The following is a 15,146-nucleotide window of genomic DNA, read 5'->3' on the forward strand; positions in this document are numbered from 1 at the left end:
CATGGGCTCGGCTCTACAGGGCGGCCTGCCTCCCCTGCCCCTATGCTGCCGCCGCGTCGCGGCTGTGGTCGAACTTGCCATGGCGCAGGAAATGCGCGGTCTGCCGCGCAGCGTCGAGCGACACCACCAGGCCGCTGTGGCTGGTGCGGACCACGCAATGGTCGGCCAGGCCCGGCAGCCGGGTCTCGGCCAGTGCCACGGTGCCGTCGGAGGCATCGTCGATGGCACCCAGCAGGCTGCCCAGCCCGTGCGGCACCGAGCCGGCAATCAGGCCAACCTCGGCCCTGCCCTGCCAGTCCGGCAGGCCATCGAGCAGCAGCTCGCTGCTGCGTCCCAGCGCCAGGCCCCAGCCGTGCTCGGACAACGAGCGTGCGGTGCCACTGCCGCGCAGCGGTGAACCCAGGCAGACCACGCGCTGCACCGGCAGCTGCGGATTGCGCCGCAGCGCTTCCAGCGCCAGCAACCCGCCCAGGCTGTGGCCGACCAGCGACAACGGCCCGGCGTCGGCCAACCGTTCCAGCAGCTGGGGCACCGCCACGTCGGGACCACCGAACACCGAGGAGTAACCGAACGCATGCACCTGGAAACCACGCGCGCGCAGGCGCCAGGCCAGCGGCCCGACCCAGGCGCGGGCATTCCAGATGCCATGCAGCAGCAATACGGGGGGAGTCATGCAAACAGCCTGGCGGTCAGCGGGGCAGGAACGTGAGGTGATTGAACACGCGCGCGCAGCAAGCGGCGGTGAACGTCAGGCCGCGCGCGGTGCGCGGCGCAGGATGAATTCAAGATCGTTGGTATCGCCAACCGGGAACAGGTACTCGCCGGCCTTCTCGAAACCATAGCGGGCGTAGAAGCGTTGCGCGCCGAAGTTCTCCGACCACACGCCCAGCCACAGCGTGCGCGGGCCTTCGCGCTCCAGCCAGGCCAGCGCGGTTTCCAGCAGGCGGCTGCCCCAGCCGCAGCTCTGCTGCGTCTTGATCAGGTACAGGCGCTTGAGTTCGCCGTCACCGGGTTTCACATCCGGATGCGGCAGGCCACAGGGGCCGGCGGCGGCATGGCCGACCGCCTCCCCATCCAGTTCCAGCAGCCACACTGCGTAATCGGGGTGGGCCAGGATCACGCGCTGGCGCTCGACCGTGTAGGCCTCCTCCAGGAAGGCCTGCAGGTCCTGCGGCGGGTACAGATGGCCGAAGGTTTCGGTGAACGTGCGGGCGGCCAGCGCCGACAGGGTCGGCGCATCGTCCACAGTGGCGCGGCGGATCGAATACATGCAGGAAGTTGACGCCAGGGCGAAGCGGGGGTCAAGCCTTTTCAGGCGACTCCTCTTCTTCCTCGTCCTCTTCCTCGTACTCTTCTTCGTCCTCGTCCTCGTCCTCTTCTTCCTCGCCTTCCTCGTCCTCGTCGTACTCTTCCTCTTCGTCGTCCTCGTAATCCTCGACGCCGAAGTCTTCACCGTCCCAACGGCCTTCGCCGTCGGCGACGAAGGTCAGGGCCATCGCCGCCGGGTTGGTACCGACGCGGACCAGCCAACCACCGAACACGCGTGCACGCTCGGTGACCAGGTTGGCCTCGGAGCCTTCATTGCCCAGCTTTTCCCACTCCAGCGAAAACGCAAACTCGGTCATTGCCTGGATCTCCTGATCAGTTGGTCTTGGGGCGAACCTGGATGTGCACTTCGGCCAGCTGCGCGTCGACGATCGGCGACGGCGCGTCGGTCATCAGATCCTGTGCACCGGTGGTCTTCGGGAACGGGATGACGTCGCGGATCGACTCGGTGCCGGCCATCAGCGCGGCGATGCGGTCGATGCCGAAGGCGATGCCACCGTGCGGCGGCGCGCCGTAGTTCAGCGCGTCGAGCAGGAATCCGAACTTGGCGCGGGCCTCTTCGGCGCCGATGCCGAGCAGCTCGAACACTGCGCTCTGCATGTCCGGACGGTGGATACGGATCGAACCGCCGCCGATTTCATTGCCGTTGAGCACCATGTCGTAGCCGCGCGAGACGGCGGTACGGGCGTTGGCGCGCAGGTCGGCGATGTCGTCCACGGCCGGTGCGGTGAAGGGATGATGCAGGGCGACGTAGCGCTGTTCTTCCTCGTCCCATTCGAACATCGGGAAGTCGGTGACCCACAGCGGCGCCCAGCCATCGGCGATCAGGCCGAAGTCCTTGCCGGCCTTCAGGCGCAGCGCACCCATGAAGTCGGAGACCTTGTTGTAGCCACCGGCACCGAAGAACACGATGTCGCCGTTGCCGGCGCCAACATGGGCGACCAGCGCAGCGAAGGAGGCCTCGCTGAAGAACTTCTGGATCGGCGAGCTGACTTCGCCGTTGTCGGCGATCTTGATGTAGGCCAGGCCCTTGGCGCCGTATTTGGCGGCGTGCGCGGCGTACTCGTCGATCTGCTTGCGGCTCAGCGCTGCACCGCCCGGGATGCGCAGCGCGGCGACGCGGCCTTCGGCATCGTTGGCCGGGCCGGTGAACACTGCGAACCCGCTGTCCTTGACCAGTTCAGCCACGTCGACCAGCTCCAGCGCGATGCGCAGGTCCGGCTTGTCCGAACCGTAGCGGCGCATCGCCTCGGCCCAGGTCATGCGCGGGAAGCTGGCATCCAGCTGGACGTCGACCACTTCCTTGAAGATGGCGCGGATCATGTCTTCGACGAAGTCCTGCACGTCGCGCTCGCGCACGAAGGCGAATTCCATGTCCAGCTGGGTGAACTCCAGCTGGCGGTCGGCACGCAGTGCTTCGTCGCGGAAGCAGCGCGCGATCTGGTAGTAACGGTCGAAGCCGGCCACCATCAGGATCTGCTTGAACAGCTGCGGGCTCTGCGGCAGCGCGTAGAACTCGCCCGGGTGCATGCGCGCCGGCACCAGGAAGTCGCGCGCGCCTTCCGGGGTGGCCTTGGTCAGGATCGGGGTCTCGATGTCCTGGAAGCCCTTTTCGTCCAGGTGGCGGCGCAGGGCCTGCACCAGCTTGATGCGGGTGCGCTGCATGCGCTGCATTTCCGGACGGCGCAGGTCCAGATAGCGGTACTTCAGGCGGGTTTCCTCGCCCGGGTTCTCGTGGGCGTGGAACGGCAGCGGCGCAGCCTTGTTCAGCACGGTGATGGCGGTGGCGATCACTTCCACCTTGCCGGTGCGCATCTTGTCGTTCACCGCGTGGCGGGCGCGCACGACACCCTCCACCTGCAGCACGTCCTCGTAGCCCAGCGAAGCGGCCACGGCGAACACTTCGGCGTTATCGACCTCCACGGTCACCTGCACGATGCCTTCATGATCGCGGAGATCGATGAAGCAGACGCCGCCCTGGTTACGGGCCACGTCGGTCCAACCGGCGAGGGTGACAGTCTGGCCAATCAGGGTCTCGTCGACCAGGCCGCAGAAGTGGGTACGCATTGGGGGAAGCTCCGCTGGAGAACGCCGGCACCGGACGGGGGCCGGAAAGCCTCGTATTCTGCGGCCGAGGCCCCGGCCGGGGCAAATCCGGCCAGTCACACCGGCTTGATCATCCCCCTCCCTATAGTCAGGCACCTGCCACCGTATGGGATGCCGCCATGAATCCGCTGTCCCTGGCCCGCCTGGCCGTGACCCTGAGCCTGGGCACCATCGCCACGCTCGCCCTGCCCTCCGCCCCGGCCGCCGCGCAGAGCGGGGTGATCCGTTGCGAGAGCCAGAACAACCGAGAACGCGTGTGCAATACAGGCTGGCGCAATGCGCAGCTGGTCCGCCAGCTGTCCGGCAGCGCCTGCGACGAGGGCCGCACCTGGGGCAGCCGCAATGGCAGCATCTGGGTCAGCAATGGCTGCCGCGCCGAATTCGTCGAGGCCCGTGGTGGCTGGGGCGGCGGCAACGGCGGTGGCTGGGGCGGCAACAACGGCCGGCCCGGCGAGACCATCCGCTGTGAGAGCCAGAACAATCGCGAACGCAGCTGCCCGGTCGGCTGGCGCAATGCCCGCCTGGTCCGCCAGCTGTCCGGCAGCCCCTGCGACGAAGGCCGTACCTGGGGGGTGCGCAATGGCGCGGTGTGGGTCAGCAACGGCTGCCGCGCCGAATTCGCCGAAGCTCGCGGCTGGGGCGGCGGGGGCGGTGGCTGGGGCGGCGGCAACAGCAACTACTCCATCACCTGCAGCAGCAACAACAACCGCACGCAGAACTGCGACTGGGATGAGCGCCAGGGCCGGCCGGTGCTGCAGCAGCAGCTGTCCGGCAGCGCCTGCCAGGAGGGCCGGAGCTGGGGCTACGCTCGGGGCCAGGTGTGGGTGAGCAACGGTTGCCGGGCGCGCTTCGGTACGCGTTGAGTTGCGGGGTTGGGGTCAGAGCCCTCCGCAGGTGGGGTCCGACCCGGGGATCACGGCGCGGGTGCTGTGTCGTCGCCCCACGGTGGCGGTGGCAGGTCGACCGGCTTGCTCAGGTCGAACTGCACGCGGAAGCGGCGACCGTCCGGGCGCGTCAGTTCGTAGACGAACGTCTGATCCGGATCGATCTCCATCGCCCAGGTGTTATGCGTGGAAGCCAGCATGTCGGCGCGGCGGAACATCGCCACCGAATCGGCATCGGCCGGGAACTGCTGGCGCTCGGCGGTGCCCGGCGGCGTGCTGTCGCCACCGTACAGCGTGATCGCGTCGGGGCTGCCGTCTTCGTGGCGATGGTCGTGCTTCAGCCGCAGCCCGTTCGGCGTGCGGGTCAGCACCCAGGTCCGCGAGTGGTCATCACCGACATGGAACGGGATGCGCAGTTCGTGCGCCGGGTCGGCGCAGCCGCGCACATGCATGACCAGGCGCTGCCCGGCGAACGGATCCTTGGCGGTCGGTGCAGGCGTGTCCTCCACCACCTTGCCGACGTAGGCCTGGCCGCAATGTGCGGCGATGGCGGCCATGAACGCATCGGCCGGTGCGGTCGCCAGGTCATGGGCGACCGTGTCGGAGCGCTGCGTGCACGCAGCGAGGCTGAGCAGGAGGGCGGCGGTAGTGGCAACGGCAATCGGTCTCATACCCCAACCCTAACGGCCATGGACGATGGGCGCAAACCGCGCGCCAGTCCCGCTCAGCGCTCGGCAGACGGTGCTGCCGGCAGTGCTTCGGTCGCCGCCGCTACCGGCGCGGCCTCGCCCTCGCCGGCCGGCTCCTGCTCCACCGGATCAACGTCAAACGGTGTACGGAACACCAGCGACGGCAGCAGCGTGGTCAGTGCGGCGTACAGCAGCAGCGCGCCGAACAGCACCGCCGGAATCTGGAAACGCTCGCGCATGATCGCCGCCAGCACCAGGGTGAAGATCAGGGTCGGAGCCAGCGCCAGCGAGACGCGCAGGCTGCTGCGGAAGCTCTCGCCGAACATCACCCGGCGCTGCAGCCAGACCACGCCGATGCGCAGCGGCAGCACCACCAGGGTGATCACGATGCCCAGCCCCAGCGCCTCGAAGCTCAACGCTTCGCTGGGCACCTTGGTGCCGGCGTTGAAGAAGTAGAACGGCACGAAGAACGAGGCGAACAGGCGCAGCGCGTGCAGGTTCTCGTGCGAGGCCAGCAGCGGCATGCGCTGGTGCAGCAGGCGCGCAACCAGGCCGGCGATGAACGCGCCCACCAGGTAATACACGCCCAGCAGGTAGGTGATGTAGGCCGCCACCATGCCGACCATCACCAGCAGCGAGAACTCCGAGCCCGGCGCGTGCGGCGCCACCCAGCGGCCCAGCGCGATGAACAGCAGCGGCAGGCCGACCATCATCGCCAGCAGCGCCAGGCTGGACAGCGCCATGTGTCCCGGGTCGCCGGCCTGCAGCACGATGAACAACGCCGCCAGCGCCAGCAGCTCACCGGCGATGGCCTTGCTGGTCACCCAGAACCGTTCGTCCTCGCTCAGGCCCAGCCGCGACAGCGAGTCCATGATGAAACCGGTCGAGGGCGTCAGCAGCGCCAACGCCAGCAGCCCGGCGGCCTGCCACGGCAATCCTGCGTAACGCCAGGCCAACCAGCCGACGCCGAACAGCGTGCCGGTACGGATGACCAGATGTGCCAGCAGCGGCCACATGCCCCGGCGCAGCGCCTGCAGATCCACTTCCAGGCCGGCGAACAGGAACAGCGAGGAAATGCCCAGGGTGGCCAGCAGTCCGATCACCGCATCATGTGCCTGATCCCCCAGCCAGAGCATGCCGATGATGCCGAACAGCAGGCAGGTCAACGGGGCGGGCAGGCTGAAACGCTGCAACGCGCGTGGGATCACCAGCAGCGCGAAGATCAGCAGCAGGTAGATCAGTTCATGGCTCATGGGGTCTTCCGTGGGGTTGGAACGCGCGCAGGATGCGCGCGCTGAACCGATCCGGCAAGCCGTTTCTGGATGACTCCCGGTTACCTCAACCGATCAGGCGATCGGCAATGCGCCCCACCTGCGCCAGCACCCCGGCGCGCTGCTCGTTGCTGATCGCACTGGCCTGCAGATAGGCGGTCAGCACCCACGGTGCGCCGCCGGACAAGGGCCACAGGACGGCGATGTCGTTGCGCGCGTCTTCACCATTGCTGCCGGTCTTGTCACCCACCCGCCAGCGCTTGCCGAGTCCCGCGCGCAGGCAGGCATCACCGGTCTCATTGTCGATCAGCCAGTCGGACAACTGCTGCCGCGACGCCGGTTGCAGCACATCGCCCAGCACCACACGCTGAAGGGTGGCGGCCATCGCCGCCGGGGTGGTGGTGTCGCGCGGGTCGCCCTCGGCGAAGCTGTTCATTTCCGGCTCCAGCCGATCGCTGCGGCTGACCGTATCGCCGCTGGCACGCAGGAACGCGGTCACCGCGGGCGGGCCACCGACCACGCCGAACAGCAGGTTGGCGGCGGTGTTGTCACTGGTGATCACAGTGGCCCGGCACAGGTCACGCACGGTCATGTCCTTGCCGGCATGACGGCGGGTGACCGGTGCATGCGAGAGCAGATCGGCATCGCGCACCGGCATGCGCCGGTCGAGCAGCGCGGGCGCACGCTCGGCCTGGCTGAGCACGGTGGCCGCCAGCATGCTCTTGAAGGTACTGCACATCGGGAAGCGCTCATCCTGGCGATGACCCAAGCGGCGACCGCTGGCGGTGTCGAGCAGGGTCACGCCCAGGCGGCCGGCGCAGGCCATCTCCAGCGCTGCGAAATCGTTGGCGGTGGTAATGGCAGCCTCGGTCGGTGCGCGTGCGCTGGCCTTGCCTGCCGCACGCGCCAGCAACGGCAGGGCAAGCGAAGAAGCGGCGGCGGCACCACTGAACTGCAGGAATCGGCGACGGGCGAGCATACGGAATCTCCTGGCAACCCCTCGATTATTCAGGCCAGCACGATGGGCGACCAGCGCGAAATATCAGCGAGAGACATGAAAATTATTCATGCCTGTCGCATTCAACCCACTGCTGTTACGAACAATTCTATCGACAGGGTAGGATCAGCCATCACTCCAGCTCACGACTGTACGATGCTGCACCCGACCCTGTCGCTGAATGCGCTGCGCGCGTTCGAGGCCGCCGCCCGCCATCAGAACTTCACCCGTGCCGCGCTGGAGCTGTGTGTCAGCCAGGCGGCGCTGAGCCACCAGATCCGGGGCCTGGAAGACCGGCTCGGCATCCGCCTGTTCCATCGCCTGCCGCGCGGCGTGGCGCTGACCGATGAAGGTGCAGCGCTGTATCCGGTGCTCAACGAATCGTTCGAACGCATCTCGGCCAGCATCGCGCGCTACACCGGCGGGCCGGCCCGCGAAGTGCTGACGCTGGGGGTGGTCGGCACCTTCGCCACCGGCTGGCTGCTGCCACGGTTGGCCGCATTCGAGGCCGCGCATCCGGACATCGAGCTGCGCCTGCAGACCCACAACAACCGCATCGACCTGGCCGGCGAGGGGCTGGATCTAGCCATCCGCTTCGGTGATGGCGACTGGCAGGGCCAGGCCTGCACGGCGATCCTCGATGCGCCCTTCGCGCCGCTGTGCGCCCCGGCATTGGCGCGGCGGCTGAAGCAGCCGCGCGACCTGGCCACGCTGCCGTTGTTGCGTTCCTATCGCAGCGACGAATGGCCGCGCTGGCTGCAGGCGGCCGGCGTCAGCGGTGTGGAAGCACGTGGGCCGGTGTTCGATTCCTCGCTGACGGTGGCGATGGCCGCCGCCGGCGGTGCCGGCGTGGCCTTGCTGCCGCTGCGCATGTTTGAGCAGGAACTGGCCGAAGGCCGCCTGCTGCAGCCGTTCGGCACCACGCTGGAGCTGGGCCGCTACTGGCTGACGCGGCTACGCTCGCGCGCCGAGCGCGAGCCGGCCAAGCGCTTCCGCGAGTGGCTGCAGGCGCAGGCATGATGTAGCGCCGAGCCTACGCTCGGCTGCTCCGTGTCCAATGCCGCGCTACGCGCGAAAGCCGAGCGTGGCTCGGCACTGCAGAAATGCCAGTCGGCCGCTGGCCGGCACGACCGGTCAGGACTCCAGCAGCTCCATCCACGCCGCTTCAGCCTTTTCCAGCTGCGCGGCGGCGGTTTCCCGATCGCGGCCAAGCACGGCCATGCGGCTGGCATCGGCGTAGTTGGCCGGGTCGGCCAGCTGGCGATCCAGTTCGGCCAGCGCACCTTCCAGCTCGGCCACCTTGGCTTCAGCGGCGGCCAGCTTGTGCGGGTTCACCGGCTTCTTCTGCACCACCTGCGCCACCGGGGCGGTCTTGACCACCACCGGCTCTTCCACCTGTTCCATGCGCGCCTTGGTGCCCTGTGCCTGCGGGCGGGTACGCAGCCACGCGGCGTAGGCATCCAGATCGCCGTCGAACGGCTCGACCACGCCATCAGCCACGCGCCAATAGGTATCGCAGACCAGGCCGATCAGGTGGCGGTCGTGCGAGACCATCACGATCGCGCCTTCGAAGGTGGCCAGTGCTTCGGCCAGCGCTTCGCGCATTTCCAGGTCAAGGTGGTTGGTCGGTTCGTCCAGCAGCAGCACGTTCGGCTGCTGCCAGGCGATCAGCGCCAGCGCCAGGCGCGCACGCTCGCCACCGGAGAAACCATCGACCGGCTCGAACGCGCGGTCGCCCGGGAAATTCCACTTGCCAAGGAAATCGCGGAACGACTGGTTCGGCGCATCCGGGGCGATCTCGCGGAAGTGCTCCATCGGCGACTGGCCTTCGTGCAGCGACTCCACCGTGTGCTGGGCGAAGTAGCCGATCTTCAGGTCCGGGTGCGCCATGCGCTCACCGACGATCGGCGCCAGTTCACCCACCAGGGTCTTCACCAGGGTGGTCTTGCCGGCGCCGTTGGGGCCGAGCAGGCCAATGCGCTGGCCCGCTTCCAGGCCGAAGCCGACGTTGTGCAGGATCACCGCATCCTGGCCGTAGCCGGCCTCGACGTGGTTGAGGCGGATCAGCGAGAACGGCAGCTTGGCCGGCGGCGCGAACTCGATGCGGAACTCGCGTTCGGCACGCACCGCTTCGGTGCCGGCCAGCTTGGCCAGGCGCTTCATGCGGCTCTGCGCCTGCGCGGCCTTGCTCGCCTGCGCCTTGAAGCGGTCGATGAAACTCTGCAGGTGGGCGCGCTCGGCCTGCTCCTTCTCGTGCGCGATCTGCTGCTGGCGCAGCTGTTCGGCGCGCTGGCGCTCGAAATCGGTGTAGCCGCCCGGGTAGAGCTTGGCGCCGCCGCCGTGCAGGTGCAGGGTATGGGTGGCCACGTTGTCGAGGAACTCGCGGTCATGCGAGATCAGCAACAAGGTGCCTGGGTACTTCAGCAGCCACTGTTCCAGCCAGTACACCGCGTCCAGGTCCAGGTGGTTGGTCGGTTCGTCGAGCAGCAGCAGGTCGCTGGGCATCATCAGCGCACGGGCCAGGTTCAGGCGCACGCGCCAGCCACCGGAGAACGAGGACACCGCGCGGTGGTGCGTCTCGGCCGGGAAGCCGAGCCCGTGCAGCAGCTTGCCGGCGCGCGCTTCGGCGTCGTAGGCGCCCATCTCGGCCATCTTCGTGTGTGCGTTGGCCACCGCCTCCCAGTCTTCGCGGGCGGTCGCCTCGGCCTCTTCGGCCAGCACCGCGGCCACCTCAGTGTCGCCGCCCAGCACGAAGCTCAGCGCCGGGTCCGGCAGCGACGGGGTTTCCTGGGCCACGCTGGCGATACGGACCTTGCCGGGCAGGTCGACGTCACCCTTGTCGGCCTCCAGCTCGCCCTTCACCGCCGCGAACAGGCTGGATTTGCCAGCACCGTTGCGGCCGACCACACCTACCCGGTAACCGGCGTGCAGGGTCAGGTCGACATTGGACAACAGCAGCCGCTCGCCGCGGCGCAAGGCGAAATTACGAAGGGAGATCATCGGGGAAGGGGTCCATATAACCGGATGGAATGTGCTGGTGAGCACTGTTCCTGCGACGCAATTCTAGCGTTAACGAATACTTGACGCGTCCCGGGATGCGCAGTGGCCGACGTTCCTCTCTCCCACGTCCTCGCCGCGCGCGTCCCGGGTCTCCTCCCCGCCGATGCCTGTCCGGGCTAAATGGTTGCTGCTGCAACGTTTTTTCCAATGACCGGCATTTGACAGGCACTGAATATCCCGTTAATTGCTGTATTGCGCACCGCAACAACCGCCGTCCGCCTCACCCCCGTGATGTCGATTCCGGTGCCGCCCCCGCCAACCGGAGCCCATCCCGATGACCCGCAAGACCAGCCTGATCGCCGCCGCCGTCGCTGTCGCACTCGGTGGCTCTCCGTTCGTCGCCGCCGCCCAGCAGGCCGGCACCGCCGCCAACACCCTGGACACCGTGATCGTCACCGGCACCCGCGTGGCCGACCGCACCGTCGCCGAATCGCAGTCGCCGATCGACATCATCACCCCCGAAGCGCTGCAGTCCACCGGCACCAGTGAACTGGCCACCGCCCTGTCACGCGCCCTGCCCTCACTGAACTTCCCGCGCCCGGCACTGACCGACGGCACCAGCGGCGTGCGCCCGGCGCAACTGCGCGGCCTGTCGCCGGACCAGGTGCTGGTGCTGGTCAACGGCAAGCGCCGCCACACCTCGGCGATGATCAACGTCAACGGCAGCATCGGCCGTGGCTCGTCGGCGGTGGACATCAACGCGATCCCGATCGCCGCGATCGAGCGCGTGGAAGTGCTGCGCGACGGCGCGTCGGCGCAGTACGGCTCGGACGCCATCGCCGGCGTCATCAACATCGTGCTCAAGGGCAGCGGCCGTGGCGGCAGCCTGGCCGTGGACTACGGCCAGTACTCCGCCGGTGACGGAAACAAGTACCAGCTTTCCGGCGATACCGGCGTCGAGTTTGGCAACGGCCGTGGCCGCGTGCACGTGGCCGGCCAGATCAGCCAGCAGGACGAGAGCAACCGCGCCGGCCCGTACCGCGGCACCACGCCGAATACCGGCAACTTCCCGAGCATCGGCCAGAAGACCTTCATCGTCGGCGACCCGCGCGTGGACGCCACTGCCGCCTCGGCCAACGCCAGCTTCGATTTCAGCGACCACGTGACCGGCTACGCCAGCGCGCTGCTCAGCAACCGCGACATCACCTCGTTCGCGTTCTACCGTTCGCGCAACCATAGCGGGCAGAGCGCGCTGCTGGCGCAGACCTATCCGGACGGCTACGTGCCGGAGATCAACCAGTATTCCAAGGACCGCTCGCTGGTGGCCGGGGTCAAGGGCAACACCGACAGCGGCTGGACCTGGGACCTGAGCCTGAACCACGGCGAGAACACCCTCGATTTCCACACCCGCAACAGCATCAACTACAGCCTCGGTGCGACCAGCCCGCGCTCGTTCTACGACGGCACGCTGAAGTACCAGCAGGACATCTTCAACGCCGACCTGACCAAGTCGCTGGACTGGGGCCTGGCCTACCCGGTCACGCTGTCCTTCGGCGGTGAGTACCGCAAGGAGAAGTGGGACCAGAATCCGGGCGAACTGAACTCGTACACCGGCAGCGGCGCGCAGGGCTTCGCCGGCTTCACCCCGACCAATGAAGTGCATGCCGACCGCCACAACTACGCGGTCTATGCCGGCCTGGAAGCGGACCTGACCGAGAAGTTCTCGGCCGGCATCACCGGCCGCTACGAGGACTACTCGGACTTCGGCGACCGCTTCTCCGGCAAGCTGTCGGCGCGCTATGCGTTCACCGACAAGGTCGCGCTGCGTGCCACCGCCTCCAGCGGCTTCCGTGCACCGTCGCTGGCGCAGCAGGGCTACCAGGCGGTCACCAGCCAGTTCCTCAATGGCGTGTTCGTTGAACGCGGCACCTTCCCGACCACGAGCCCGGCCGCGCAGGCGCTGGGTGCCTCGCCGTTGAAGGCCGAAACCTCCACCTCCTACAGCCTGGGGCTGGTGCTGCAGCCGGTCGACCGTCTGTACATCACCGTCGATGCGTACCAGATCGACATCGATGACCGCATCGCGCTGTCGTCCAGCATCACCACCAACGCCGCCACCAGCGCGCTGCTGGGCACCCTCGGCCTGCCGCAGGTGACCGCGTTCTCGTACTTCACCAACGGCCTGGATACGCGCACCCGCGGCGTCGACTTCGTGTCCAGCTACACCGTGCCGTTCAGCGCCAGCAGCCTGGAGCTGACCGCCGCCTACAGCTACAACGACACCGAAGTGCGCCGCGTCGGCGGCACTCCGGCGGTGTTCGGCACGCTGGGCCTGACCCAGTCGCTGATCGGCCGTGATGAGATCGGTCGCATCGAGGACAGCTACCCGCGCGACAAGGCGATCCTGAGCGGCACCTGGCGTTCGGACCACTGGGAACTGGGCCTGGCCGCGACCCGCTACGGCAAGTTCACCGTACGCAACTCGGCCACCGCGCTGCGCGACCAGACCTACGGCGATGCCTGGGTGGTGGATGCCTCGGCCAGCTACAAGCCGAGCAGCAACTGGACCCTGACCGTGGGCGCCGACAACCTGCTGGACAAGTACCCGGACCGCACCGAAGACCTGCAGAACTCCACCTTCGGCATGCTGCCGTACAGCAACTACTCGCCGTTCGGCTTCAACGGCGCGTATGTGTACGGGCGGATCAAGTACACCTGGTAAGCGGTAGTGCCGGCCGCTGGCCGGCAACCCCGGGCCGCATCTGGAGGAGAGCCCCTTCTTGTTGAAGGGGCGCGCCGAAGGCGGGGGTAGAGGAGAAATGCGTGGCAAACCCGCCGGCCACGGCACGTGGACGGCAGGTTTGCCGTATCTGGCTTCATCGGTGAAAATCGGGGCACCCCCGATTTCCTGCGAGTGCCGATGCACCATGACACCGACCTGATCAACATCGTTGCCGTTGGCCTGGGGCTCGCCTTCATCTTCGGCGCGCTGGCCAACAAGCTCCGCTTGTCTCCCCTGGTCGGTTACCTGGTTGCTGGCATCTGCGTAGGCCCGTTCACCCCCGGCTTCGTCGCCGACCAGGCGCTGGCCAACCAGCTGGCCGAACTGGGCGTGATGCTGCTGATGTTTGGCGTCGGCCTGCACTTCTCGCTGAAGGACCTGATGGCGGTCAAGGCCATCGCCATCCCCGGCGCCATCGGCCAGATCGCGGTGGCCACCCTGCTCGGCTGGGGCGTGGCCTCGCTGATGGGCTGGCCGGCCATTCATGGCGTCATCTTCGGTTTCTCGCTGGCCACGGCCAGTACCGTGGTGCTGCTGCGGGCAATGGAGGAACGGCGCCTGCTGGAGACGATGCGCGGCAAGATCGCGGTCGGCTGGCTGATCGTCGAAGACCTGGCCTGTGTGCTGGCGCTGGTGATGATGCCGGTGATGGCCGGCGTGTTCGGTCCCGACGCGGCCAAGGAGTCGCACTCGCTGGGCAGCGTGCTGGCCGACATCGGCTGGACCTTCGTGCAGCTGGGCCTGTTCGTGGCGGTGATGCTGGTGGTCGGGCGCCGGGTCATCCCGTGGATCCTCGAACGTATCGCCGGTACCGGCTCGCGCGAACTGTTCACCCTGTCGGTGCTGGCAATTGCGCTGGGCGTGGCGTTCGGCTCTGCGATGCTGTTCGGTGTCTCGTTCGCGCTGGGCGCGTTCTTCGCCGGCATGCTGCTCAACGAATCGGAACTGAGCCACAAGGCCGCGCATGATTCGCTGCCGCTGCGCGATGCGTTCGCGGTGTTGTTCTTCGTCTCGGTCGGCATGCTGTTCGACCCCAACATCCTCGTCCAGCATCCGTGGCAGGTGCTGGCCACGGTGCTGATCATCATGTTCGGCAAGTCGGCAGCCGCGTTCTTCATCGTGCGCGCGTTCGGCCACCCGACCAGCACTGCGCTGACCATCTCGGCCAGCCTCGCCCAGATCGGCGAGTTCGCCTTCATCATCGCCGGCCTCGGCGTGGCGCTGCAGATCCTGCCGAAGGAAGGCCAGTCGCTGGTGCTGGCCGGCGCGCTGGTGTCGATCATGCTCAATCCGCTGGTGTTCGGCCTGCTCGACCGATGGCAGGCCAAGCAGGAAACACAGCCGCAAACGCCAGAGCCGGAAGAGGCGACCGGCCCGTCGCGCGACCTGCATGACCACGCCATCGTGATCGGCTATGGCCGGGTCGGCAGCGAGCTGGCACAGGTGCTGCGCGATCGCGGCGTGCCGGTGCTGGTGATCGATGACAACAAGGAGCACGTCGAGCAGGCGCACGCCAGGGGCCTGGCAGCGATCCGCGGCAGCGCCGCCGCCGACCGGGTGCTGGCCGAGGCCCATCCAGAGCGGGCCAAGATCGCAGTGCTGGCGATTCCGCAGCCGCTGGAAGCCGGTGAGGCGCTGGCCAAGCTGCGTGCGATCAACCCGGACCTGACCCTGCTGGCACGTGCGCACAGCGATGCCGAAGTGAAGCATCTGCTGGAGCATGGTGCCGATGGCACGGTGATGGCCGAGCGCGAGCTGGCCTATTCGCTGGCGGAGATGGTCATGTCCACGCCGCCATATCGGAATCTGGGGCAGCACAGCATTCCGGTGGTGTGAGGGGTGTGTTTGCGGCAGGGCTTGCAGCCCTGCACCTGCCAAGGCAACGGCAAAGGCAAAGGCAAAAGCTGACTATCCGTGGGATGGCGGGGTGGGTCCGCTTGCAGGGGCTGCTGCAAGTACGCCCATGTAAGCTCGGTCGCCGCTTGCTCGTGTGCGCAATCCTGCGCACACGGCAAGACCGGGGTTGGGCGTCCTGCCCAACCCGCCCGAGGCATGCCTCGGGCCCATGCGGCTCACGCCCCCGCAACCGGC

At 67.7% G+C, this 15,146-nt stretch carries 12 protein-coding genes; 4 read left to right on the forward strand and 8 right to left on the reverse strand.

Annotated features, from left to right (window positions below; translation table 11 throughout):
* Window positions 1–40: 40 nt before the first annotated feature.
* The 4 genes from ROV93_RS22175 to aspS all read right to left on the reverse strand — a co-directional run bounded on the left by ROV93_RS22175 (window position 41) and on the right by aspS (window position 3,393).
* Window positions 41–673, reverse strand: a complete 633-nt coding sequence (locus tag ROV93_RS22175) for an alpha/beta fold hydrolase (RefSeq protein WP_072167669.1) — start codon at window positions 671–673, stop codon at window positions 41–43.
* 75 nt (window positions 674–748) lie between these two features.
* Complete coding sequence (locus ROV93_RS22180; RefSeq protein WP_049415346.1) at window positions 749–1,270, reverse strand: GNAT family N-acetyltransferase; 522 nt, start codon at window positions 1,268–1,270, stop codon at window positions 749–751.
* 31 nt (window positions 1,271–1,301) lie between these two features.
* Complete coding sequence (locus ROV93_RS22185; protein ID WP_072167668.1) at window positions 1,302–1,625, reverse strand: DNA primase; 324 nt, start codon at window positions 1,623–1,625, stop codon at window positions 1,302–1,304.
* Between the two features lie 16 nt (window positions 1,626–1,641).
* Window positions 1,642–3,393 carry an aspartate--tRNA ligase gene (gene aspS / locus ROV93_RS22190; protein ID WP_072167667.1) on the reverse strand — a complete coding sequence of 584 codons (1,752 nt, stop codon included), beginning with the start codon at window positions 3,391–3,393 and terminating at the stop codon, window positions 1,642–1,644.
* 158 nt (window positions 3,394–3,551) lie between these two features.
* On the opposite strand from aspS, the gene ROV93_RS22195 reads away from it, so the two are divergent.
* The gene (locus ROV93_RS22195) at window positions 3,552–4,295 is read left to right on the forward strand and encodes a DUF3011 domain-containing protein (RefSeq protein ID WP_072167666.1); all 744 of its coding nucleotides are present in this window, start codon (window positions 3,552–3,554) and stop codon (window positions 4,293–4,295) included.
* 50 nt (window positions 4,296–4,345) lie between these two features.
* On the opposite strand, the gene ROV93_RS22200 is transcribed toward ROV93_RS22195, so the two are convergent.
* From ROV93_RS22200 to blaL2, 3 genes are all read right to left on the reverse strand, one after another.
* Entirely contained in the window at window positions 4,346–4,987 is a 642-nt protein-coding gene (locus tag ROV93_RS22200) for a hypothetical protein (protein WP_005410764.1), read from the reverse strand.
* A gap of 53 nt (window positions 4,988–5,040) precedes the next feature.
* Window positions 5,041–6,258 carry a cation:proton antiporter gene (locus ROV93_RS22205; RefSeq protein ID WP_072167665.1) on the reverse strand — a complete coding sequence of 406 codons (1,218 nt, stop codon included), beginning with the start codon at window positions 6,256–6,258 and terminating at the stop codon, window positions 5,041–5,043.
* An 85-nt stretch (window positions 6,259–6,343) separates the two neighbouring features.
* Window positions 6,344–7,255: a L2 family extended-spectrum class A beta-lactamase gene (gene blaL2, locus ROV93_RS22210; protein ID WP_072167664.1), complete on the reverse strand. Its 912-nt coding sequence runs from the start codon at window positions 7,253–7,255 to the stop codon at window positions 6,344–6,346.
* Between the two features lie 174 nt (window positions 7,256–7,429).
* Between blaL2 and ampR the strand changes: the two genes are divergently transcribed.
* A complete protein-coding gene (gene ampR / locus ROV93_RS22215) occupies window positions 7,430–8,293 on the forward strand; it encodes a LysR family transcriptional regulator AmpR (RefSeq protein ID WP_111007690.1) in 864 nt (287 codons plus the stop codon).
* Window positions 8,294–8,407: 114 nt separating this feature from the next.
* Here the strand turns inward: ampR and ROV93_RS22220 are convergent, their stop codons facing one another.
* On the reverse strand, window positions 8,408–10,273 hold the full coding sequence (locus ROV93_RS22220) for an ABC-F family ATP-binding cassette domain-containing protein (protein ID WP_061480402.1): 1,866 nt from the start codon (window positions 10,271–10,273) through the stop codon (window positions 8,408–8,410).
* A 334-nt stretch (window positions 10,274–10,607) separates the two neighbouring features.
* Between ROV93_RS22220 and ROV93_RS22225 the strand changes: the two genes are divergently transcribed.
* Both ROV93_RS22225 and ybaL read left to right on the forward strand, forming a co-directional pair.
* Window positions 10,608–12,995 (forward strand): TonB-dependent receptor, encoded by a 2,388-nt coding sequence (locus ROV93_RS22225; RefSeq protein WP_072167662.1) that lies wholly within the window; start codon window positions 10,608–10,610, stop codon window positions 12,993–12,995.
* A gap of 198 nt (window positions 12,996–13,193) precedes the next feature.
* Entirely contained in the window at window positions 13,194–14,891 is a 1,698-nt protein-coding gene (ybaL, locus tag ROV93_RS22230; protein ID WP_069139333.1) for a YbaL family putative K(+) efflux transporter, read from the forward strand.
* The last annotated feature ends 255 nt before the right edge of the window (window positions 14,892–15,146 follow it).

This window comes from Stenotrophomonas maltophilia group sp. msm4 (genome assembly GCF_032025605.1).
Taxonomy (GTDB): domain Bacteria; phylum Pseudomonadota; class Gammaproteobacteria; order Xanthomonadales; family Xanthomonadaceae; genus Stenotrophomonas; species Stenotrophomonas sepilia.